Annotated in this window: 22 protein-coding genes; 16 read left to right on the forward strand and 6 right to left on the reverse strand. The window is 68.1% G+C overall.

The annotated features are described in order from the left end of the window. Nucleotides 1–38 precede the first annotated feature (38 nt). From AC04MD_RS00350 to AC04MD_RS00385, 8 genes are all read left to right on the forward strand, one after another. On the forward strand, nt 39–683 hold the full coding sequence (locus AC04MD_RS00350) for a histidine phosphatase family protein (RefSeq protein WP_475495360.1): 645 nt from the start codon (nt 39–41) through the stop codon (nt 681–683). 33 nt (nt 684–716) lie between these two features. Then, complete coding sequence (locus AC04MD_RS00355; protein WP_475495361.1) at nt 717–1520, forward strand: energy transducer TonB; 804 nt, start codon at nt 717–719, stop codon at nt 1518–1520. Between the two features lie 80 nt (nt 1521–1600). After that, entirely contained in the window at nt 1601–2425 is an 825-nt protein-coding gene (locus AC04MD_RS00360; protein ID WP_475495362.1) for an energy transducer TonB family protein, read from the forward strand. A gap of 22 nt (nt 2426–2447) precedes the next feature. After that, nucleotides 2448–3722, forward strand: coding sequence for a bifunctional tetrahydrofolate synthase/dihydrofolate synthase (gene folC, locus AC04MD_RS00365; RefSeq protein ID WP_475495363.1), 1275 nt, complete (start codon nt 2448–2450; stop codon nt 3720–3722). Between the two features lie 67 nt (nt 3723–3789). Further along, nucleotides 3790–4794 (forward strand): SPOR domain-containing protein, encoded by a 1005-nt coding sequence (locus AC04MD_RS00370; protein WP_475495364.1) that lies wholly within the window; start codon nt 3790–3792, stop codon nt 4792–4794. A gap of 43 nt (nt 4795–4837) precedes the next feature. Further along, nucleotides 4838–5446, forward strand: a complete 609-nt coding sequence (locus AC04MD_RS00375) for a CvpA family protein (RefSeq protein WP_475495365.1) — start codon at nt 4838–4840, stop codon at nt 5444–5446. 7 nt (nt 5447–5453) lie between these two features. After that, nucleotides 5454–6923, forward strand: a complete 1470-nt coding sequence (gene purF, locus AC04MD_RS00380; protein ID WP_475495366.1) for an amidophosphoribosyltransferase — start codon at nt 5454–5456, stop codon at nt 6921–6923. Between the two features lie 16 nt (nt 6924–6939). After that, nucleotides 6940–7737: a ferritin-like domain-containing protein gene (locus AC04MD_RS00385; protein ID WP_475495367.1), complete on the forward strand. Its 798-nt coding sequence runs from the start codon at nt 6940–6942 to the stop codon at nt 7735–7737. 94 nt (nt 7738–7831) lie between these two features. Here the strand turns inward: AC04MD_RS00385 and lpxH are convergent, their stop codons facing one another. After that, complete coding sequence (gene lpxH / locus AC04MD_RS00390; RefSeq protein ID WP_475495368.1) at nt 7832–8572, reverse strand: UDP-2,3-diacylglucosamine diphosphatase; 741 nt, start codon at nt 8570–8572, stop codon at nt 7832–7834. A 192-nt stretch (nt 8573–8764) separates the two neighbouring features. On the opposite strand from lpxH, the gene gltX reads away from it, so the two are divergent. After that, the gene (gltX, locus tag AC04MD_RS00395; RefSeq protein ID WP_475495369.1) at nt 8765–10171 is read left to right on the forward strand and encodes a glutamate--tRNA ligase; all 1407 of its coding nucleotides are present in this window, start codon (nt 8765–8767) and stop codon (nt 10169–10171) included. A gap of 13 nt (nt 10172–10184) precedes the next feature. Beyond that, nucleotides 10185–10673, forward strand: coding sequence for a transcriptional repressor (locus AC04MD_RS00400; protein ID WP_475495370.1), 489 nt, complete (start codon nt 10185–10187; stop codon nt 10671–10673). Nucleotides 10674–10835: 162 nt separating this feature from the next. On the opposite strand, the gene AC04MD_RS00405 is transcribed toward AC04MD_RS00400, so the two are convergent. The 3 genes from AC04MD_RS00405 to AC04MD_RS00415 all read right to left on the reverse strand — a co-directional run bounded on the left by AC04MD_RS00405 (nt 10836) and on the right by AC04MD_RS00415 (nt 14815). After that, nucleotides 10836–12071, reverse strand: coding sequence for an MFS transporter (locus AC04MD_RS00405; RefSeq protein ID WP_475495371.1), 1236 nt, complete (start codon nt 12069–12071; stop codon nt 10836–10838). Then, nucleotides 12068–12523 (reverse strand): MarR family winged helix-turn-helix transcriptional regulator, encoded by a 456-nt coding sequence (locus AC04MD_RS00410; RefSeq protein WP_475495372.1) that lies wholly within the window; start codon nt 12521–12523, stop codon nt 12068–12070. Before AC04MD_RS00410 ends, AC04MD_RS00405 begins: the two co-directional genes overlap by 4 nt. A gap of 120 nt (nt 12524–12643) precedes the next feature. After that, nucleotides 12644–14815 (reverse strand): TonB-dependent receptor, encoded by a 2172-nt coding sequence (locus tag AC04MD_RS00415; protein WP_475495373.1) that lies wholly within the window; start codon nt 14813–14815, stop codon nt 12644–12646. A gap of 87 nt (nt 14816–14902) precedes the next feature. Between AC04MD_RS00415 and AC04MD_RS00420 the strand changes: the two genes are divergently transcribed. Further along, on the forward strand, nt 14903–15310 hold the full coding sequence (locus AC04MD_RS00420) for a MerC domain-containing protein (RefSeq protein ID WP_475495374.1): 408 nt from the start codon (nt 14903–14905) through the stop codon (nt 15308–15310). A gap of 141 nt (nt 15311–15451) precedes the next feature. Then, nucleotides 15452–15628 carry a 30S ribosomal protein THX gene (locus tag AC04MD_RS00425; protein WP_055941418.1) on the forward strand — a complete coding sequence of 59 codons (177 nt, stop codon included), beginning with the start codon at nt 15452–15454 and terminating at the stop codon, nt 15626–15628. Nucleotides 15629–15692: 64 nt separating this feature from the next. Here the strand turns inward: AC04MD_RS00425 and hutI are convergent, their stop codons facing one another. After that, a complete protein-coding gene (gene hutI, locus AC04MD_RS00430; protein WP_475496140.1) occupies nt 15693–16922 on the reverse strand; it encodes an imidazolonepropionase in 1230 nt (409 codons plus the stop codon). A gap of 4 nt (nt 16923–16926) precedes the next feature. Then, nucleotides 16927–17088 carry a hypothetical protein gene (locus tag AC04MD_RS00435; protein WP_475495375.1) on the reverse strand — a complete coding sequence of 54 codons (162 nt, stop codon included), beginning with the start codon at nt 17086–17088 and terminating at the stop codon, nt 16927–16929. A gap of 67 nt (nt 17089–17155) precedes the next feature. On the opposite strand from AC04MD_RS00435, the gene AC04MD_RS00440 reads away from it, so the two are divergent. The 4 genes from AC04MD_RS00440 to AC04MD_RS00455 all read left to right on the forward strand — a co-directional run bounded on the left by AC04MD_RS00440 (nt 17156) and on the right by AC04MD_RS00455 (nt 22169). Then, complete coding sequence (locus AC04MD_RS00440; RefSeq protein ID WP_475495376.1) at nt 17156–18409, forward strand: formimidoylglutamate deiminase; 1254 nt, start codon at nt 17156–17158, stop codon at nt 18407–18409. 144 nt (nt 18410–18553) lie between these two features. After that, nucleotides 18554–20185 carry a serine hydrolase gene (locus AC04MD_RS00445; RefSeq protein ID WP_475495377.1) on the forward strand — a complete coding sequence of 544 codons (1632 nt, stop codon included), beginning with the start codon at nt 18554–18556 and terminating at the stop codon, nt 20183–20185. Next, entirely contained in the window at nt 20182–21411 is a 1230-nt protein-coding gene (locus AC04MD_RS00450; RefSeq protein WP_475495378.1) for a sensor histidine kinase, read from the forward strand. Before AC04MD_RS00445 ends, AC04MD_RS00450 begins: the two co-directional genes overlap by 4 nt. Then, the gene (locus tag AC04MD_RS00455) at nt 21408–22169 is read left to right on the forward strand and encodes a LytR/AlgR family response regulator transcription factor (protein WP_475495379.1); all 762 of its coding nucleotides are present in this window, start codon (nt 21408–21410) and stop codon (nt 22167–22169) included. The genes AC04MD_RS00450 and AC04MD_RS00455 overlap by 4 nt, the downstream gene beginning before the upstream one ends. The last annotated feature ends 4 nt before the right edge of the window (nt 22170–22173 follow it).

Genomic DNA, 22173 nt, shown 5'->3' on the forward strand with positions numbered 1-22173 from the left:
GAAACCGGACCGACTCCCCCGAATGGACACATCGACGCATGCGCATCCTGCTTGCCCGCCATGGCGAAACGCCGTGGAACGCCGAAGGCCGCTACCAGGGCCAGATCGACATCCCGCTCTCGCCGGTCGGTGAAGGCCAGGCAACCGCGCTGGGCCAGCGGTTGAAGGACGTACGCATCGATCGTGCGGTGGCGTCGCCACTGGCGCGTGCGCAGCGCACCGCGCAGCTGGCGTTGGGCGACGCGCGCGCCGACATGCTGCTCACCGATCCCGAACTGCAGGAAATCGCCCACGGCGAGTGGGAAGGTTTGCTGGCCAGCGAGATCCAGGACAAGGATCCGGCGCGCCTGCTCGCGTGGCGCGAAGAGCCCGACACCGTGCTGATGCCGGGCGGCGAATCGCTGCGTCAGGTCCTCGACCGTTCCTGGCGCGGTCTTGCGCGCGCCGCCGAGGGGCTGGGTGACGACGACACGCTGTTGATCGTCGCGCACGACGCGGTCAACCGCGTCCTGCTGTGCCGCATCCTCGGCCTGCCGATCGCCAAGCTGTGGAGCTTCCGCCAGGCGCCGACCACGCTCAACCTGCTGGAAGGTCCGTCGGTGGACCAGCTTGAAGTCGTGCGTCTCAACGACTGCGCGCACCACACGCCGTTCTTCGGCGAAGCGAAGCATCGGGCGCTGTAGGGCTCCGGGGTTTACGGTCCACGAGGAATGACGATGAGGCGACTGACGATGCATCGTCTGCTCCTGCTGGGCGCCGTTCTGGCCGCCGCGTCGGCTGCGTGGGCCGCCGAAGACGTCCTCCCGCGTGTGATCGAATCGCCACCGCCGCAGTATCCTCCCGAGGAGTTCTATCTTGGCATCACCGGCACTGCCGTGCTGATCATGGACGTCGGCTTGGATGGCGCGGTTGAGCAGGTGTTCGTCGAGCAGAGTTCACGCAACCGCGCGCTCGACAAGGCGGCTATCGGAGCCGCCAGGACGTGGCGCTTTTCCGCTGCGGTCGTGAATGGCGTTCCAGCGCGAGGCAGGGTACGTATTCCCGTGTCGTTCGCGTGGGAGCACGGCGATGCCGAGGATGAAGCAGTGCGGGAGCGCGCGCTTACCTTGCCGTCGCGGCTGCAGGTGCCTGCATCGTCGGTGGACCTCGATGCCGATGGTACGGTGCCGGGATATGTCGAGGATCCGATTCCGCTTGAGGTCGGCAACGTGGCGGACGCCATCGCCATGCTGAAGGCGCGCGGTAGCCAACGCAGTACTGCGGGCATGTCGCCTGGCGTCGCCATCTATACGCTCGATGGCGAGAACGACAGGACACGTTGGCTCGTATACGAAGGCACGCACTACTACGCGCCAGCCCTGGTCCGCAAGCGCGTGGCGCACGATGGGCGCCATGCCTACCTGGTGACGCGTGTACTGTGCGAGGCGATAGAAGCCGACGTATGCGCGCGCCTCAACGGCAGCGTACAGCGCCCTTACCGGCAACGTGCCGTGCCGCTGGAGCCCGGACCCGGGCGATGAGGCACGCATCGCGCTGTTCCTCGGCGCAGTGCTGAGCGGAATACGTTGCGAAGCTTATCGCGTCACTCCAGGGGAAAGGAATGAAGATTGCCGTACAGGTGTGTCTGGGTCTGGTGCTGATGGTCGGACGGGTGGCGTGCGCGACCGCCGAGGCGTTGCCACCCCTGCCCGCGGAGTGCGCCGGCCGCGAAACCGTCGAGCCGCGCCCGCCGTCGATGCCCGAGGGCCTGAAGGAAGGCGACCGGGGCATCGTCACGCTGGTCATCGACCACGACGCATGCGGCATGGCGACCCGGGTGACGGTCGAAAAGAGTTCGGGGATTCCCGCGCTCGATGCCGCTGCCAGTGACGCGGCCCGTACCTGGCACTTCAGTCCTCCTGTGCGCGACGGCAAGGCGGTGGCGGGCAGGGTGCGTGTCCCAGTCGACTTCGATACCGATGCGACCTACTCGCGCTCGCCCTCGCGTTCGGCCGGCTTCGAGCGCGATCTGGAGCAATGGCGTCGCATGCAGGTGCCGGAGGTCCAGGCCGACGCGGATGCGACCGTACCGTCGTACTTGCCGGATCCCCAGGCCATGCCGGTGGCCAGTGTCGATGAAGCCGTCGCGCTGCTGTCGTCCAAGGGCGAGCAGATGCAGGCGCCGTCGAAGGGCGTCAGCGTCTATCGGCTCTACGATGGTCTCGATATCTCGACCTGGGAACTGCATCAGGCCGGTTCGGCGCTCGCGCCGTCGGTGATCCGGCGCAGGCTCGTCAGCGATGGCAAGAAGGCGTTCTGGGTCAGCAATGGGCTCTGCGGTTCGCAGGAGGCGTTGGTATGCGAGCGTTTCGACGCCGCGATGCGTATCGAAGGCAGGCAGCGCACCATCCCGCCGCCGCCTACACCGCCGGGCGAACACCGCTGATCCGGACCCGCCGTAGGGGATAATGCGTGCCATGCGCACCCTCGACGACTGGCTTTCCCACATCGAGCAGCAACATCCCAAGTCCATCGAGATGGGCCTGGATCGCGTGCGCGAGGTCGCGACGCGGCTGCCGCTGGGCAGGCCGGGCGGCCGCGTCATCACGGTCGGTGGCACCAACGGCAAGGGTTCGACCGTGGCCTTCATCGAGGCCATCGCACGCGCCGCGGGCTGGAAGGTCGGCGCCTACACCTCGCCGCACCTGCTGCGTTACAACGAGCGCGTGCGCATCGACGGCACAGACGCCGATGATGCTTCGCTGGTCGAAGCCTTCGAAGCCGTGGAGGCCGCGCGCGGCGACACGCTGCTGACCTATTTCGAGTTCGGCACGCTGGCCGCGCTGTGGTTGTTCCAGCGCAATGGCCTCGACCTCGCGGTGCTGGAGATCGGGCTGGGCGGGCGACTGGACGCGGTGAACATCGTCGATCCCGACGTCGCCGTCATCACCACCGTCGACATCGACCACACCGATTGGCTGGGCAACGACCGCGAAGCCATCGGGGCCGAGAAAGCCGGCATCGCCCGCGCGTGGAAGCCGCTGGTGCTGGGCGAAGTGGATTCGCCGTCCAGCGTGCTGCGCCATGCCTACGCGATCGGCGCGAACGCGTTGCGATTGGGCAGCGACTTCTTCCACGAGCCGATCGACAGCCAGCGCTGGCGCTGGCGCGAGGTCGGTGCCGAGCTGGAACTGCCGTCGCCGGCATTGACGGCGCCCTCGCAGCGCGCGAATGCGGCGACGGCGATCGCGGCATTGCGCGCCCTGCCTGACGATGCGCTGCCGGACCACGCCTTCGTCGAAGGCGTGGCCAAGGCGGCATTGCCCGGACGCCTGCAGCAATTCATGCGCGACGGCATCGAGGTCGTGCTGGATGTCGGCCACAACCCGCAAGCGGCGCGCGAACTGGCGGCCTGGCTGCAGGCTCGTCCGATCGCGGGCATGACCCGCGTCGTGTTCGCCGCACTCGCCGACAAGGATGTACGCGGCGTGGTGGATGCGTTCGCGGGGGCGCCCCTGCACTGGCTCCTGGCCGGACTGGCACTCGGTCCGCGCTCGCAGACCGCGGAACAGCTCGCAACTCGTCTGCAGGACGCCCTTGCGGAAACACCGGCTCTGCATGCCGCTGTACCGGATGCATTGCAGGCGGCGCTCGACGCTTCGGTGCCGGGAGATCGCGTGCTGGTGTTCGGCTCCTTCCACACCGCCGCCGATGCATTGAACGTGCTGCATTCAGGTCGATGACGGAAAGCGCGCCGGGGCGCGCCGTATAATCGCCGCGGCATTCCCGCCGCAGCTGCCGTGGACCTGGATGGAAACTGCCCTGAAACAGCGCCTGATCGGCGCGGTCGTGCTGGTGGCGCTGGCCGTCATCTTCCTGCCCATGCTGGTGAAGGGCCCCGCGCCCGACAGCGGTGTATCCGACGTGCCGCTGGACGTGCCGCCCGCCGCCGACGGCGAATTCGAAACCCGCGAACTGCCGCTGGTGACGCCCGGCAACGCGCCCTCCACCGGTGCCGTGGGCCTGCAGGGCCAGGTCGCCGCGCCCGCCGCGGAGACGGCGCCGAACTCCGGCACGCTGCAACCCGCCACTACGGCCGGCGGCAACTTCGCCGTCAGTTTCGGTGCCTACGCCACGCAGGCCGATGCCGATGCCGTGCTGGCCCGCGTGAAGCAAGCCAAGCTCCCCGGTTTCGTCGAGCCGGCGACCATCAACGGCAAGCCGGCGTTCCGGGTGCGGGTCGGTCCGTACGCCGACCGTCCGCAGGCCGAAGCGGCGCGACTGGACGCGATCAAGATCCGCGGTGATGTCAATGCGCAGGTGGTGACGCTGGATGTGCCGGCCGAGACGCCGGTGGCCACGACGCCCGCGTCCGTCGCTACGGCGGCGCCTGCCGCAGCGGCGGTCACCACCCAGGCACTGCCGCCGGAACCGGCCAAGCCCGCGCCGAAGCCGGCTGCGACCGAATCCAAGCCCGTTGCCGCGACGGCGACCGAGACCAAGCCCGTTCCACCGCCCACCCCGAAGCCTGCCGCCCCGGCGCCCAAGCCGGCCGAGCCGGCGAAACCGGCCGCATCCGGCACTGGCTTCGCGGTGCAGCTGGGTGCGTTCTCGAATGCGGCCGATGCCAATGCCTTGCGCGACCGCGCACGTGGCGCTGGTTTCAGCGCGTTCGTCGAACAGGTCCGCACCGACAAGGGCACGCTCAGCCGCGTGCGGGTGGGTCCGGTCGCCAACCGTGCTGACGCCGACCGGCTGAAGACGCAGGTGGCGTCCAAGATCGGCGTCGACGGCATGGTGCGCCCGCACCCTTGATGCGGTTGCCCGAGCGCATGGCGGATAGCCACGGGCGCGCGAGGTGAGCGCGCTCGACCTGACCTTGCTGGCCATCGTCGGCGTGTCGACCCTGTTCGGGCTGATGCGCGGCTTCATCAGCGCGCTCGCCTCGATGGTCGCGTGGCTGATGTCCGGCTGGGTGGCCTTCCATTACGGCGGCGACGTCGCGCACTTGCTTGCCAGTGACGGACAACCCTCGGCCAGCGAGGTGCTGGGCGGTTATGTACTCAGCTTCGTCGGCGTGATGATCTTCGTCGGCCTGACCGGATGGGCGATCCGCCACCTCGTGAAATCGGTGGGCCTGTCGGGGCTGGATCGCGTGCTGGGGCTGGCGCTGGGGCTGCTGCGCGGCGCGCTCGTCGCCTGCATCGTGCTGTTGCTGGCGGCGTTCACCGACCTGCCGAGAGAACCTGAATGGAACAATTCGCCGGTCGTGCCGCTGTTGCTGCCGGGTGCGCAGTGGCTGTCGCAGTGGCTGCCGGAATGGACTGTGCAGGAACTGGACTTTGGCAATGGCTCCCCGGCGGGCGATAATGCGCGCCTGCAATCTCTGCCCCTGCCGCTGGACGACCCTGGCGCACCGCAGGAGCGCGTCCCCTCGTCCGCCTCACCCGCGTCGAAACCGGAGTAGATCCACCATGTGCGGCATCGTCGGAATCGTCGGCAACCAGAACGTCGCCGGCCAGCTTTATGACGGGCTGACCGTCCTCCAGCATCGCGGACAGGACGCCGCCGGCATCGCCACCGCCGACGGCACGCGCCTGCGCGTGCACAAGGACAATGGGCTGGTACGGGACGTGTTCAGCGCCAAGGCGATGAGTGTGCTGGAGGGTCGCGTGGGCATCGCCCACTGCCGCTATCCGACCGCGGGTTCGGAAGGCATGGACGAGGCGCAGCCGTTCTACGTCAATTCGCCGTACGGCATCGCGCTGGCGCACAACGGCAACCTGATCAACACTGAATCGCTGCGCCAGGACGTGTTCGCGCAGGACCGCCGCAACATCAACACCGACTCCGACAGCGAAGTGCTGCTGAACGTGTTCGCGCACGAGCTGGACCTGCAGCGCACGCTGACCCCGGAAGCGGCCATCCGCGCCGTCGCCGGCGTGCACCGTCGCGTCAAGGGCGGCTACGCCGTCGTCAGCGTGGTGCTGGGCCTGGGGCTGGTGGCGTTCCGCGACCCGCACGGCATCCGTCCGCTGGTGCTGGGCAAGCGCGAGCACGGCGAGGGCACCGAATACATCATCGCGTCGGAGTCCGCCGCGCTCGACATCCTAGGCTTCGTGCGCATGCGCGACGTGCAGCCGGGCGAGGCGATCGTGATCACCGCGCGCGGCGAGCTGTTCAGCGAGATCGTCGCCGATGCGCCCGAACATGCGCCCTGCATCTTCGAGTACGTCTACTTCGCGCGTCCTGACTCGATGATCGACAACGTGTCGGTGCACAAGGCGCGCATGCGCATGGGCGTAAAGCTGGGGGAGAAGATCCTGCGCCTGCGTCCCGACCACGACATCGACACCATCATCCCGATCCCGGACACCTCGCGCGACGCCGCGCTGGAGATCTCCAACGTGCTGGGCGTGAAGTACCGCGAGGGCTTCATCAAGAACCGCTACGTCGGCCGCACCTTCATCATGCCGGGGCAGGGCGAGCGGGTGAAGTCGGTGCGCCGCAAGCTCAACCCGATCAACCTGGAGTTCCGCAACCGCGTGGTGCTGCTGGTGGACGATTCCATCGTGCGCGGCACCACTTCGAAGCAGATCGTGCAGATGGCGCGCGATGCCGGCGCGCGAAAGGTCTACCTGGCCAGCGCCGCACCGCCGGTGCGCCATCCCAACATCTACGGCATCGACATGCCTGCGGCGGACGAGCTGGTCGCGCACAACCGCACCGTCGAGGACATCGAGCGTGAGCTGGGCTGCGATTGGCTGATCTACCAGGATCTCGAGGATCTGGAAGCTGCCGTGCGCGAGGGCAACCCGAACCTGGCGGAGTTCGATTCGTCGTGCTTCGACGGCAAGTACGTCACCGGCATCGAGCCGGGGTACTTCGAGCGCATCGAACAGGCGCGCTCGGACGAAGCCAAGCGCAAGCGCCGCGTCGGCTGACGCGGCACCGCGCGGCATGACCACGCTGTTCGAGGCCGCGCGCATCTGCCTGGATGCGGCGGACGTCGATGCGAAGGTCGCGCTGACGCAGCAGTACGCCGACGCGTTCGCACGCGGTGAACTCGCAATCCCTGCCGACGCGGCGCCTCCCGACCCGATCCGCGCGCCCGGGCGACCGCCCAGGCCGGTGCTGGTGCATCCGCGCGATCTGCCGCGCCGTGGCCTGGGCAGCGTGGCGGGCAGGGCGGCCTTCATCCATGCCATCGCGCACATCGAACTCAACGCCATCGACCTGGCCTGGGATGCGGTGTATCGCTTCCGCGACCTGCCGCACGCGTTCTACGCCGACTGGGTGGGCGTGGCGCACGACGAGTCGCGCCACTTCGTGCTGCTGCGTGATCGCCTGCGCGAGCTCGGCCACGACTACGGCGACTTCGACGCCCACAATGGCCTGTGGGAAATGACCGAGAAGACCGCGCATGATGGCCTGACGCGTATGGCGCTGGTGCCGCGGGTGCTGGAGGCGCGCGGTCTCGACGTGACGCCCGGCATGATCGTCAAACTGCACGACCTGGGTGACGACGCCACCGTGGCCATCCTCGACCTGATCCTGCGCGAGGAAGTCGCGCATGTCGCTGCCGGTTCGCGCTGGTACCGCTGGTACTGCACACAGCGCGGCATCGAGCCGCGTGCGCGCTTCCGCGAGCTGTTGAGGGAGTACGCCGGCGGCTACCTGCATGGACCGTTCAACATCGAGGCACGCCTGCTGGCCGGCTTCGATGAGGATGAGCTGGCGGCGCTGGAAGCGCCGTAGGGCCGCACTGTGGGCGCCTGCTTAGTAGGAGCGGGCCATGCCCGCGATGCTTTTCCATCCCGAGTGCAGAAAGCATCGCGCCCATGGGGCGCTCCTACAAGAGCGCTTCCAATGCCATTGCGTCGGGTTCCACGCGCAACACCGAACCCTGCTCGTACCAGTCCCCCAGCACGATGCGCCGGCAGGCGCGGGTTTCGACCGTGAGGTCGTGGATGGCCGGCCGATGCGTATGGCCATGGATGATCGTGTCGATGCCGAACTGCGCGAACGTCGCGTCCACGGCCGCCGGCGCCACGTCGGTCAGCGTTTCGAACTGCGCCTTGTCGCTCTGCTTCATCCCGCCCTGGTGCGCTGCACTGGCGGCCCGGGCCTGCGCCGCGAAGGCCAGGCGCGCCGCCAGCGGTTGGGAGAGGAACTGCGCCTGCCAGGCCGGATTCCGCGTCTGCGCCCGGAACGCCTGGTAGGCCGTATCGCCCGTGCACAACAGGTCGCCATGCATCAGCAGCACCGGCTTGCCGTACAGCATGACGACGGCCGGGTCGGGCAGGATACGCATGCCGGCGCGGCGGGCGAACGCCTCGCCCAGCAGGAAATCGCGGTTGCCGCGGATGAAGAACACCGGCACCCCTGCATCGGCCACCTCGCGGATCCGGGCGGCCACGTAGGCGCCGGTTTCGGACGGATCGTCGTCGCCCACCCAGGCCTCGAACAGGTCGCCGAGGATGTACAGCGCATCGGCCTGCGTGGCCTCCTGCTGCATGAACGCGCCGAACAGCTCGGTGACGGCGGGACGTTCGGCGTCCAGGTGCAGGTCGGAGATGAAGAGCGTGGTCATGGGGGAATTCTAAGCCTTCCCCTGTAGGAGGGGCTTTAGCCCCGACCACATGCCCGCCTTGCATGGCGCCAGAGTTCGTCACCCCAAGCGATCGCATCCGTGCGTGCGCCGTCGGCTGCCCGGCGGCAGCGATCGGGGCTGAAGCCCCTCCTACAGGGTAAAATTGCGAGATTCCGTATTTCGAGCTTCCCCATGGCCTGCCGCACCCGCTTCGCCCCCAGTCCCACCGGCTACCTGCACATCGGCGGCGCCCGCACGGCGCTGTACTGCTGGCTGGAGGCGCGTCATCGCGGCGGCGATTTCATCCTGCGCATCGAAGACACCGACCGCGAGCGCAGCACGCAGGCCGCCATCGACGCGATCCTCGAGGCGATGGACTGGCTGGGCCTGGATTATGACGAGGGCCCGGTCTACCAGACCCAGCGCATCGACCGTTACCGCGAGGTCGCCGAGCAACTGGTTGCCGCGGGCAAGGCCTACTACGCGTACGAGACGCGCGAGGAACTGGACGCCATGCGCGAGGCGGCGATGGCGAAGCAGGAGAAGCCGCGCTACAACGGGGCCGCGCGCGAGCAGAACCTGCCGCAGCGCGACGACCCGAACCGGGTGATCCGCTTCAAGAACCCCATCGATGGCGTCGTGGTCTTCGATGACCTGATCAAGGGCCGCATCGAGATCGCCAACAGCGAACTCGACGACATGGTGATCTTCCGGCCCGACGGCTACCCGACCTACAACTTCGCCGTCGTCGTCGACGACTGGGACATGGGCATCACCGAGGTGATCCGCGGCGACGACCACATCAACAACACGCCGCGCCAGATCAACATCTACGAAGCGCTGGGCGCGCCGGTGCCGAAGTTCGCGCACATGCCGATGATCCTGGACGAGGAGGGCGCCAAGCTCTCCAAGCGCACCGGCGCGGCCGACGTGATGCAGTACAAGGACGCCGGCTACTTGCCGCATGCGCTGATCAACTACCTCGCAAGGCTGGGCTGGTCGCACGGCGACCAGGAGCTGTTCTCGCGGCAGGAGCTGATCGACCTGTTCGACGTGAAGGACGTGAACTCCAAGGCCGCGCGCCTGGACATGGCCAAACTGGGCTGGGTGAACCAGCACTATCTGAAGACCGATGCGCCGGCCGCCATCGCGCCGCACCTCGTCTACCAGCTGGAGAAGCTGGGTGTCGATCTCGCCGCGGGTCCTGCGCCGGCCGATGTGGTGGTCGCGCTGCGCGATCGCGTGCAGACGCTGAAGGACATGGCCGAGAAGGCGGTGGTCTGGTACCAGCCGCTGACGGTTTATGACGATGCGGCGGTGGCCAAGCACCTGGTGGCCGCTGCCCAGGCGCCGTTGGCCAAGGCCCGCGAGTGTCTGGCAGCGCTGGCGGACTGGAGCGCGGACAGCGTGTCGGCGGCCCTGCACGAGGCCGCAGCGGCGCTGGAGCTCGGCATGGGCAAGGTGGCGCAGCCGCTGCGCGTGGCCATCACTGGCACCCAGGTCAGCCCCGACATTTCGCAGACGGTTTACCTGGCCGGCCGCGACGAGGCCTTGAAACGCATCGACGCGGCACTTATCAAGGTAAGTACGTCCGCCTGACTCCGGATCGCCCATGCCGAACGCCCACAGCTGCACCGACCCGCATCACCACGTCCACGACGCGCAGGCGTTCGTGTCGGCGGTGGAGCACGCGTGCCAGGAACGCGGCCTGCGGCTGACGCCGATCCGCGCGCGCGTGCTGCAGTTGATTGCCGAGGCCGGCAAGCCGGTCAAGGCGTACGAACTGCTGGAATGGGTGCGCGCCACCAAGGGCGTGGGTGCCGACGCGCCGCCGACCGTGTATCGCGCGCTGGATTTCCTGATGGCCAATGGCTTCGTGCACAAGCTCGAGTCGGTGAACGCCTTCGTCGCCTGCCATCACCCCAACAGCGCCCAGCACTCGGTGCCGTTCCTCATCTGCGACCGCTGCCACAGCGCGGTGGAACTGGAAGATCGCGACGTGGTCGCCGCCCTCGATGCACGCGCCAAGGCGCTGGGCTTCCAGCCGCAGGCGCAGACGCTGGAAGTGCACGGGCTGTGCGCGCGCTGCGCGGCGGCGTAACGAATCGCTTGTTGTAGGAGCGACGTCAGTCGCGACCGCTGCCAATGCTGATCCGGAAGCTATCATCGCGCTTGATCCTGCGGGTCAGAATCGGTAATTCTCGAAGTGTCTAGTAGCTGACGACGTGCGGTCGCTCCTACAGTCGCTCCCGCAAACACTCGATCATGCTGCCGCCGGCAATGCCTTCGGTGGGGTTTCCCTGATCGGCAGGTTGGCCACAGCCGCGATCAACGCCAGCGCCATGTCGGCGTACCACATCCAGCTGTAGTCGCCGAAACGCTCCAGCGCCAGTCCACCGAGCCAGGCACCGAAGAAGCCGCCGATCTGGTGCGACAGCAGCGTCAGGCCGAACAGCGTGCCCAGGTAGCGCGGCCCGAACAGCTTGCCGACCAGCCCGGCCGTCGGCGGCACCGTCGCCAGCCAGGTGAAGCCCAGTGCCGCGGCGAAGACGTAGAACGTCAACGGTGTCGGCGGCGACATCAGATAGAGCGCGATCATCACCGCGCGGCTGGCGTACATCACCGCGAGGATCCATTTCATCCGCATACGCTGGCCGAGTGCACCGGCGACCAGACTGCCGGCGACGTTGAACAGGCCGATCAACGCGATCGATACCCCCGAAACGCTCGGCGACAATCCGCATAGCGCGATTTCACCGGGCAGGTGCGTCACCAGGAAGGCGATGTGCACCCCGCAGGTGAAGAAGCCGAGGTGCAGCATCCAGTAGCTGCGGTCGCGCAAGGCGATGGCGATCTGTTGCTTGAGGCCGATATCGCTGATCGCGGTCGCCGTGGTTGCCGCCATTGTCGGCGCCACTTTCCTGCGCAGCGGGAAGGCCAGCGGAATCGCCAGCAGTGAAGCGACCGCCAGCGTATACATCGCGCTGGCCCAGCCCGCGAACGCAATCACGGCCTGCACGAGTGGGGCGAACACGAACTGGCCCAGCGAGCCGCCGGCATTGATGAAGCCCGCGGCGAACGAACGTTTCTCGGGTGCAAGCTGCTGCGCGGTGGCGCCGATCAGGATGGAGAAGCTGCCGGCGCCCGCGCCCGCGGCGGTCAACACGCCGAGCGTGAACATCAGGCCCCACGGCGATGTCAGGTGAGGCGTCAGGGCCAGGCCCAGGGCGAGCAGGACAGCGCCGAGCACGAGGATGCCGGTGGAACCACGCTTGTCGGCAATCGCCCCGAACACCGGCTGCACGGCGCCCCAGGTGAACTGGCCGATGGCCAGCGCGAAGCTGATCGCGGCGATGCCGATGCCGGTGTCCTGGTGGATCGGCGACACGAACAGGCCGGTGGTCTGGCGCGCGCCCATCGTGATCATCAGCGTCGCGGAGGCTGCAAGCAGCAGGCCCCAGTGCATGCGGGGTGCAGAGGTCGCAGCGCCGGTGTTCATGCCGCCTCTCCCAGGTGCCGCCGCAGAAGACCGTCGAGGCGGTCCAACTCGCCATGGAGTTGCTGGATGCCGGTTTCTCCCAGCATCGCGTCGATGACGGCCTGCGCACGCTGCCAACAAGGCGTCGCGGCGGCCAGGCGAGCGCGGCCCTCGTCCGTCAACGTGATCACCCGCTGGCGGGCATCTTGGCCGCGGACCGTTTCCAGCAGGCCGGCGTCCATCAACGGCGACAGGTTGCGGGTGAGCGTGGTGCGGTCCATGCCCAGTTCTTCCGCCAAGCCGCCCAGCACGCGGGGCTCGCGTTCGGTCCGGCGCAGGATCGAGTACTGGTTGAGGCTCAGACCGACGGCCGCGAGTTCGTGGTCGTAGACCTGCGTCACCCGGCGACTGGCGCGCCGCAGGCGGAAGCAGGTGCACAGGCTGGGCGTGACGAGGGCAGGAGAGGGCGTCATCGGGCAAGCGGGCAAGCAGGCAAGGGGCTGGGCAATTATGTGTATATGCACTTAAATCCTGTCAAGAAGGGCGGCTGCCATGCCGGCCAGCCGCCCCGGGGGAGGATCGTCAGCGGTGGATCAGAAGTACGCGCGGATGCCGAAGGCGACGCCGCGACCCGGCAGCGGCGCGTAGTCGCGCAGCAGCGAGGTGTGCGGGCGGGCTTCTTCGTCGGTCAGGTTGCTGCCGTCGAGGAAGACTTCCCAGCTCGATGCGGGGCGATCCCAGCGGTACGCCACGTGGGCATCGACCAGCGTGTAGCCGTCGCTCGGTTCCTCGTTCTGCGCCAGATCGTCCTGCTTGCTGTAGCGCACCGCGCCCAGCGACGCGCGCCAGCCGCCGAGCGACCAGCCGAGGTCGGCGCCCACGCGCATCGGCGAGATGCGCGGCAGGTAGCCACCCTGTGCGATGTCGACTTCATAGCCATGCGTGTGATCGCCATGCGGCACCTCGAAGGCGACCGTGCGCAGGCCGCTGCCGTCGAGCTTGGCGCGCACATAGTCGCCGTACAGGCGCAGGTCCCACGCGCCGGCGGTGGTGTCGGCGAGCTGGATCTTGGCTTCGGCCTCCGCGCCGGTGAACGTGGCGTCGTCCTGCGTCCACAGGCGGACCGGATAGCCTTCCTCTTCCACGCCGGTATCGGTCAGGTAGATGAAGTCCTTGAACTTGGTCTGGTACACGGCGAGCTTCAGGTCGACGCGATCGGTATGCCAGTGCGCGCCGATCTCCGCGCGCATGCCTTTTTCAGTATCCAGTGCTGCATCGCCGATCTCGATCGACTGCGTGGCCACGTGCGTGCCGCCGGCGAACAGCTCCTCGTTGGTCGGCGCGCGCTCGGAGCGGTCCAGGCCGAAGCGCAGGTCGAAGCCATCGCTCAGGCGCCAGATCGCGGCGGCCGACAGGTTGACCGAATCGAAATCGGTGGAGGCGCGATCATCGGGCTTCAGCTTGACCTGGTCGTAGCGGCCGCCCAGTTCCAGCTTCCACGGGCCGAAATCCTTCTGCTGCAGCACGAACAGGCCCAGCGTGTCGGTGACGGTGGAAGGCACGAACGCCTCCGCGCCCACCGCGCTGAAATCGGTGCTGCCGAACTGCAGGCCGAACGCGCCGCGCCAGCCGTTCCACGTCTTCTGCACCGCGTCCAGGCGCGCGTCGTAGCCTTCATTGGTGAAGCGCGTGCCGATCTCGTCGCCTTCCAGCTCGAGGTGCTCGTAGTCGTTCCAGGCGGCACGCAGGTTGACGCTTTCCAGGAACGACACCGGGTTGTAGATGCCGGCCTTCATGTCCAGGCGGTTCTGCACCATGTCGATGCGCACGGGGCCTTCCTCGTGCTCCTCGTGGTCGTGGTCTTCTTCGCCGTCATGGTCGTGATCGTGGTCTTCCTCGCCATGCACGTGCGCACCGGCCGGAATGCCGTAGTTGCTGCGATAGGTGCTGGCGGCCAGGCCGAAATAGCCGCGGTCGCCCAGATAGGTCGCACCGATGGCGCCGGCCTTGGTCCTGACCGAACTATTGGGCAGCGTCCCGGTCGGCTGGGGTGCTTCATCGTGTTCTTCGCCTTCCTCGTGGTCGTGCAGGATGGCGACGCCGGGAATGTCGTAGTCGTCCGTGTCGCGCACCAGGCCGTCGACATGCAGCACCCAGTTCCCGTTCACGCCATCGAGGCGAAACATGCCGGTGCGCTCGTCGTTGACCGTGTTGCCGCGGACTTCGGCTCGGCCGCTCAGCGGCTGGTCCGGAATCGACTCGGCGAGACGTCCATCCACCACGTTGACCGCGCCACCGATGGCGCCGCTGCCGAACAGCAGGGTGGCGGGGCCCTTCAGCACTTCGATCTGGTCGGCGAGGAAGGGTTCGATGCTGACGGCGTGGTCGGCGCTGACCGTGGAGGCATCCATCGAGCCGATGCCGCCCGACAGCACCTGCACGCGCGGACCTTCCTGGCCACGGATGATGGGGCGGCCGACGCCGGTGCCGAAATAGGTGGTCTGCACGCCCGGCAGCTTGGCGACGGTCTCGCCAAGGGTGCCGGCCTTGGCCTTGTCCAGGTCCTCGCCGTACAGCACGTCCACGGGCGTCGCCACGGATTCGGCATTGCCCTTCAGCGGCGAAGCGGTCACCACCACCGCATCCAGATCCTTGGGTGTCGATCCGGAGGCGTCGTCGGCCGATGCCAGCGGAGAGGCCAGCGCGAGGGCGAGTGCGACGGCAAGGGTCGAGGGGACGGGAGACAGGCGACGTGCGTTGGGCATGGGGTGGTGCACTCGTGAGGGTGAAGAATGATGTTATATTATACCAATAGTGACAATATAACCCTCCCAGAAGTCATACTGGTCCCCATGAAGTCCTCCTTCCGCTCCCTGCTCGACCGATTCGCTGCCGCCGGCTCACTGGTCTGCGCGCTCCATTGCGCCATCACGCCGCTGATGCTGGCCGTCATCCCGTCGCTGGGCCTGTCGATCTGGTTGGGTGACGGCTTCGAACGCGCCTTCGTGGTGTTTGTGACCGTGCTCGGTCTTTTCAGCTTGGTCTGGGGCTATCGCCGGCATCGCGCCTTCCGCGCGCTGGGGATGTTGCTGTTCGGCTTGGCAGCACTATGGGCGGGCGTGTTGTACGCGCCGCTACACGAATCGGTCGTGCCGCACGCCATCGTGATGACGGTCGGCGGCATGCTGGTGGGCCTCGCCCATCTGTTGAACCTGCGCCTGAACCACTGGCACGTCCACGACGCCAGCTGCGCGCATTGACCCGTCCCCGGGGCCCCGGAAGCGGCCGGGAAGGCCCTGCTGTGATAGGCTTTGCGGCCTCGCGCGCGGCCCCCGAACCGGTGGACGCCCGCGCAGCCGCCCAGACCCGGGCGGACTTTTCATCGAATCAGGAGAACAGAGATGGGCAAGGGTGATCGCAAGACGGCCAAGGGCAAGCGCTATTCGTCGAGCTACGGCAATGCGCGCAAGAGCACCGTCGCCAAGGCCGCCGTGGCTGCTACCGCCACCGCCAAGAAGGCCGTGGTGAAGGCGCCGGTCAAGAAGGCCGTCGCCAAGAAGGCCGTCGCCAAGGCGTAAGCCATCCGCGCCGGTTCGACCGGCAGCGAACACGAAACCCCGGCCCTGGCCGGGGTTTTCGTTTTTATCGGCCCGTCGTGATCGCGCGACCGCCGGCGTAGACGCCGGATACCAGGTTGCCGCCCAGCCAGTACGCCAGTTGCGCTGGCTGGCCGATGCGCCAGCGCACGAAGTCCGCACGCTGGCCCACCACCAAGCGTCCCCGGTCGCTTAGACCCAAAGCCTGCGCTGCATGCACGGTGGCGCCGCGCAGGGCTTCCTCCGGGGTCAGGCGGAAGTGGGTGCAGGCCAGCGACATTGCCAACCGCAGCGACTGCAGCGGTGAGGTGCCCGGATTGCAGTCGGTCGCCACCGCCATCGGCACGCCGTGCGCGCGGAACGCGTCGAGGGGCGGCAACGTCGTCTCGCGCAGCACATGGAACGCGCCGGGCAGCAGCACGGCCACGCTGCCGGCCTGCTTCATCGCGGCCACGCCGGCGTCCGAGGTGTATTCGACATGGTCGGCGGACAGGCCGCCGAAGCCGGCCACCAGCGCCGCGCCGCCGCCATCGCTGAGCTGGTCGGCATGCAGCTTCACCGGCAGCCCGAGGGCGCGGGCCGTTTCGAACACGCGCTGCGTTTGCGCTGCGCTGAATCCGATGCGCTCGCAGAACGCATCCACCGCATCCACCAGCCCTTCCGCGTGCAGGATCGGCAGCCATTCGCAGACGGCGCCGATGTAGTCGTCCGCTCGTCCCGCGTATTCCGGTGGCAGTGCGTGGGCGCCGAGGAACGTCGTACGCACCGTGATGCCGAGTGCCTCGCCGATCCTGCGCGCCACGCGCAGCATCTTGCGCTCGTTCTCCAGGTCCAGTCCGTAGCCCGACTTGATCTCCAGCGTGGTCACGCCGTCATCGCGCAATGCCCGGGCGCGCGGCAGCGACTGGGCAAGCAGGTCTTCCTCGTTGGCGGCGCGGGTGGCGCGCACGGTCGAGACGATGCCGCCGCCGGCGCGCGCGATGTCTTCGTAGCTCGCGCCTTGCAGGCGCTGCTCGAACTCGCCCGCGCGGTCGCCGCCGAACACGACGTGCGTATGGCAGTCGACAAGTCCCGGGGTTACCCAGTCGCCCGCTCCATCGACCACGTGGGTCGCCAGCGTTTCGGCTGCCGCAGGCAAGTCGTCCATGGGGCCGACGAAGACCAGCCGGCCTTCGTGCCACGCCAGTGCGCCCGCCTCGAACACGCCATATCCCGTGTCGCCCGCCAGCGTCACCAGCCGCGCGTTCACCAGCACGCCATCCCACTGCACCGTCATGCGATCAGTCGCCTCCGCCATCGCCGCCACCATCGGAATCGCCCTCGAAGCCATGGATGCTGCCGTTACCGCCGCCATCCTGGCCGCGTCTCGCGACCTTCAGGAAGACCATGGCCGCGAACAGCACCGCCACCGCGACCAGCAGGAAGATTTCCAGGATGTCCACGGTTGTGCCAGAGCGGGGAGCGACGCGGTAGCCTAACGCACCCCTGTCGCCGGCCGTAAGCACCGCCATGTCGAACCCCGATTCCATCGCAGGCCTGGCCTCCGCCGTCGACGGCGGTTGGCGCGTGCCGGGCATCGCCAACCTGCATTCGCATGCGTTCCAGCGCGCCATGGCTGGACTGGCGGAGCGGCAGACCCATCCGGAAGACAGCTTCTGGACCTGGCGCGAGATCATGTACCGCTTCGCCGCGCGCATGGATCCGGACAGCACGTATGCGGTAGCGACGCAGCTCTATGCGGAAATGCTGGAAGCCGGTTACACGACCGTCTGCGAGTTCCATTACGTCCACCACCAACCGGACGGCACGCCGTACGCCGATCGGGCTGCCATGTCGAAGGCCCTGATCGCCGCGGCGCGCGACACCGGCATCCGCGTGACGCTGTTGCCGGTGCTGTACATGACGGGTGGATTCGACGGGCGCGCGTTGTCGGCGCGGCAGCAGCGTTTTGGCCATGGCGTCGAGGATTTCCTCCGGCTGCTCGAGGATGTGCGGCCGCTGCAGGATGAAACGTTGCGCATCGGCTGCGCGTTCCACAGCCTGCGCGCCGTGCCGGAAGCGGCCATGCGGCAGGTCCTGGCCGGGCTACCTGCCGATGCGCCGGTGCATATCCACATCGCCGAGCAGGTGGGCGAAGTGCAGGACTGCCTGGCGGTGCGCAATGCGCGCCCGGTCGAATGGCTGCTGCGCGAGTTTCCCGTCGGCCGTCGCTGGACGCTGGTGCACGCCACCCACCTGACCGGCGAGGAAACGCAGGGCATCGCGTCGAGCGGAGCCACTGTCGCGATCTGTCCGACGACCGAAGCCAACCTCGGCGACGGCCTGTTCCCGTTGCGCGACTATCTTCAGGCGGGCGGGCGCTGGGGCATCGGTTCGGATTCGCATGTCTCGGTGTCTCCGGTGGAAGAGTTGCGCTGGCTGGAATACGGCCAGCGTCTGGTCACGCGCCATCGCAATATCGCGGTCACGACGCAGTCGCCGAGCGTCGGCGAAACCCTGCTGCGTGGCGTGCTGGACAGCGCGAAGGAGGCGACCGGCTTCCCGCACGCGGACGATGAGGTGTTGCTGGATGCGGCAGCGCCGCTGCTGGCCGGTGCGACGGCGGACGACGTCGTGGATCGCTGGCTGTTCGCGGGCAACCGGCCGCTGGTGAAGCAGGTGCGCGTGGCAGGGCGCGAGGTCGTCACCGAAGGTCGCCATGTAGATCGCGACAGCATCGCGCGCCGCTATGGCGAGACGCTCCGGCGGTTGCTGCGTGATTGAGTCGGGCTGGGGATGATGCGCGGGCGCCGCAGGTCATCGGCCGGATCGGGGGTTCCATCGCGGGCAGACCAGGTCCCATCCGATATGCGCATACGGGTCGAGCGCGCGCGGCAGCATGGCCCTCGTCCCTACAGGAGCTCCGCCATGCCCTACGCGCATACCCTTGCCCTGACGCTGGCGATCGCCAGCGGTTCCGCCCACGCGATGAACGACGCCGCCTTGGCCGACATGGTCGGCCAGCGCCTGACCGGCGATCGCACCGGCGCCTGCATGGCGGTGGCCGTGGTCGAGAACGGGACGGTGGCGCGGACGTTCCAGTGCGCGGATCCGAAGGATGCCGCCCGCATCGGGCCCGATACCGCATTCGAGATCGGTTCGGTCAGCAAGACGATGACCGCCGCGCTGCTGGCCGACCTGATCGGGCAGGGCAAGGGCTCGCTCGACGATCCGCTGTCCGCTTGGCTCCCGCCGGCCACGAAGCTGCCGGACTACCAGGGCAAGCCCATCCTGCTGCGCCATGTCGTCACCCACACCTCGGGCCTGCCGGCGTTGCCATCGCGCATGGGGGCGCCGGACATGGCGGATCCCTACGCCAAGCTGGACGAAGCTGCATTGCTCGCGTCCCTCGGCGACGTCACGCTCGGCGCTTCACCGGGCACGAAGTTCGAGTACTCCAATTTCGCCTCGATGGTGCTGTCGTACGCGGTCGCGCGCCGCGCCGGCACCGACATGGAAACGCTGCTGAAGCAACGCCTGTTCGCGCCGCTCGGCATGCGGCACGCCTACGTCACCGCCGTGCCGACAGGCGTGCGCGCCGCCACAGGACATACGCCGAATACGCGACCGACGTCGGCCTGGCATTTCCAGACCAACCTCGCCGGCGTAGGCGGCGTGCGCGCAACGCTCGACGACATGGTGCGCTACGTGCAGGGCCAGCTCGGTACGGAAACAAGTTCCATCTCGCCTGCGCTGCGGATGTCGCAGCAGAAGATTTCCGATGCACCGCCGATGGCGATGAACTGGATGCTGGTGCCGGTCGGCGGGCGCAACGTGCACGTCCATGAGGGCGGCACCGGTGGTTTCTCCTCGTTCGTATCGTTCGACCAGGCGAAGCGGCGCGGCGTGGTGATCCTCTCCGATACGACGTGGAACTCGATCGGCAGCCTCGGCTCGCTCGGCCTGCATCTGGTCGACGCCAGCTTCCCGCTCGGGGCGCCACGTCGGGAAGTGAAGCCAGACGTTGCCCTGCTCGATGCACTGGCGGGCGAGTACCAGCTCGCCGGCGGCATGAAGATGACCCTGCGCCGCAAAGACGATGGCCTGCAAGTCCAGGCGGCCGGGCAGGGCGCGCACGCCATGGGCTACGACAGCGCCGGCGACTTCTATCCGCGCGAATTCGATGCGGTGCTGCGTCCTCAGCGCAACGCCGCGGGCCAGTCCTTCATCTGGATGCAGATGGGCGGGGCGCTGCCCGCGACGCGCGTCGACAAGACGGCGGCGAAGCCGTCCTTCGCTGTCGATCCCGCTGCGCTGCGCGACTATGAAGGCGAGTACCCGCTGGTGCCCGGCTTCGGCTTGACGGTGAACGTGCAGGGCGACGCGCTGACGATCCAGGGCACGGGCCAGCCGGCATTGCCGGTGCAGGCGGTGGAGCGCGATGTCTTCGTCATGGATGCGGTGGGTGCGGAGATCCGTTTCGAACGCGATGCCGCCGGCAAGGTCGTCGCCCTGACGCTGAAGCAGGCCGGCCAGCAGTTGCGGGGCGAGAAGCAGTGAGCGCGAGGAACACCTATCCGCTGGGACAGAAGCTGCCCGCCGAAGTGCTGGTCGGCAGCAACGCGATCTGGAGTCGCTATCGCCAGTACCCGGTGTTCGGCCTGCGCTGGTGGGCCGGTCGCAGCCTGCTGTTCTGCAGCGCGATCGCGGTGGTGGCCGCGTTCATCGGCCTGGGCACCGGCATCGCGGTACGCGATCTGGGGGTCGCGCTGCAGGTGGTCGTCATCCAGTTCGTCGCCTTCAGCCTGATGGCGACGCTGGGCCCGGCGCTGGCCACCGCCGTGCGCCACCGCCGCTGGCCGGAATCGCGCGAGCGCAAGGCGGTGGTGGTGGCGGTGCTGGCCGGCATGGTGCTGAGCTTTTTCGTGGACCGGCTGGCGTCGTCGTACATCGAGCAGCTGATCCGCCCCGGCATGCTGGCCGCCGGCCTGCCGATGCCCAAGCAGGTGGTACCGCCGCAGCCGCTGCTGAAGGCGATCGGCGTGGCGATCAATGTCGCCGCGCTGGTGCTGATCTATGGGCTGTTCGGCGGCGGCCTGGCGCTGCGTGCCTACTTCAGCGAACGCCGTCGGTGGGACGACCACCATCACGCCCGCGAAGTGCAGGCGCTCGAGGGTCGCGTGCAGGCCGCCGATCTTCGCCTGGGCGTGCTGCAGGCGCAGGTGGAACCGCACTTCCTGTTCAACACGCTGGCGTCGGTGCGCGCACTGGTCCGTCAGGATCCCGCGCAGGCGGAAGCCACGCTGGACGCGCTGGTCGACTTCCTGCGCGCCACCATTCCCAAGCTACGCGACGACCGCGGCCTGCATGCGACGCTCGGCCAGCAGCTCGACCTGTGCGCGAGCTACCTGGCGCTGATGCAGGTACGCATGGGCGGACGGTTGACCTTTGCCGTCCAGGCCGACGACGCACTGCGTCCGCTGCCGTTTCCGCCCTCGCTGCTGATCACGCTCGTCGAGAACGCGATCAAGCACGGCATCGAACCGCGTCCGGGCGCTGGCCGCATCGAGGTGATCGCCGAACGGAATGGCGACCGCCTGCAGGTCCGTGTCATCGACGATGGCGCAGGCCTGCAGCCGGGGCTGAGCACCGGCGTTGGCCTGGCGAACGTGCGCGAGCAACTGGTGGCGCGCTACGGAGCGCTGGCATCGTTCTCGCTGGCGGCGTGCGAGGAAGGACGCGGTGTTTGCGCCGAGATCCGGGTACCGCTAGGGTCGCCGGCATGAATCCGGTCACCGCGTTGATCGCCGAAGACGAAGCGCCGCAACGGCGTGCGCTGCAGCAGCAGTTGCGCGCGGTATGGCCGGAGCTGGACATCGTGGCGGTCTGCGAAGACGGTGTATCCGCACTGGAAGCCGTCGCGCAGCACCGACCGCAGGTGGCCTTCCTCGATATCCGCATGCCGGGCGTCAGCGGGCTGGACGTGGCGCGCCAGGTCGTCGCGCAGGGTGGGCTGGTCGTCTTCACCACCGCCTACGAGGACTACGCGATCCGCGCGTTCGACGCCGGCGCCGCCGATTACCTGCTCAAGCCGGTGCAGGACGCGCGCCTGGAGCAGGCCGTGCTGCGCGTGCGCGAACGCCTCGCCGATGCGCATGCGCTGGACCTGCGTACGCTGATCGACGACCTGGAGGCGCGCCTGCGTCCGCAGGGCGACCGGCTGATCCGCTGGATCACCGCCAGCGTCGGCGACAGCGTGCGCATGATCGCCATCGACGACGTGCTGTTCTTCCAGGCGCAGGACAAGTACGTGCGCGTGGTCACCGCCAGCGACGAAGCGATCATCCGCATGCCGCTTAAGGAGTTGCTGGGCGGGCTGGATCCGGACGTGTTTTGGCAGGTGCATCGTGGCGTGCTGGTACGCGTGCAGGCGATCGATCGCGTACGCAAGGACGAACTCGGCCGCCACCAGCTCAGCGTCAGGGGTCGCAGCGAGGTGCTGCCGGTCAGCGCCGCATTCCAGCAGCGCTTCCGCGGCATGTAGCCGC

The sequence above is a fragment of the Pseudoxanthomonas sp. LjRoot206 genome, from assembly GCF_056175725.1.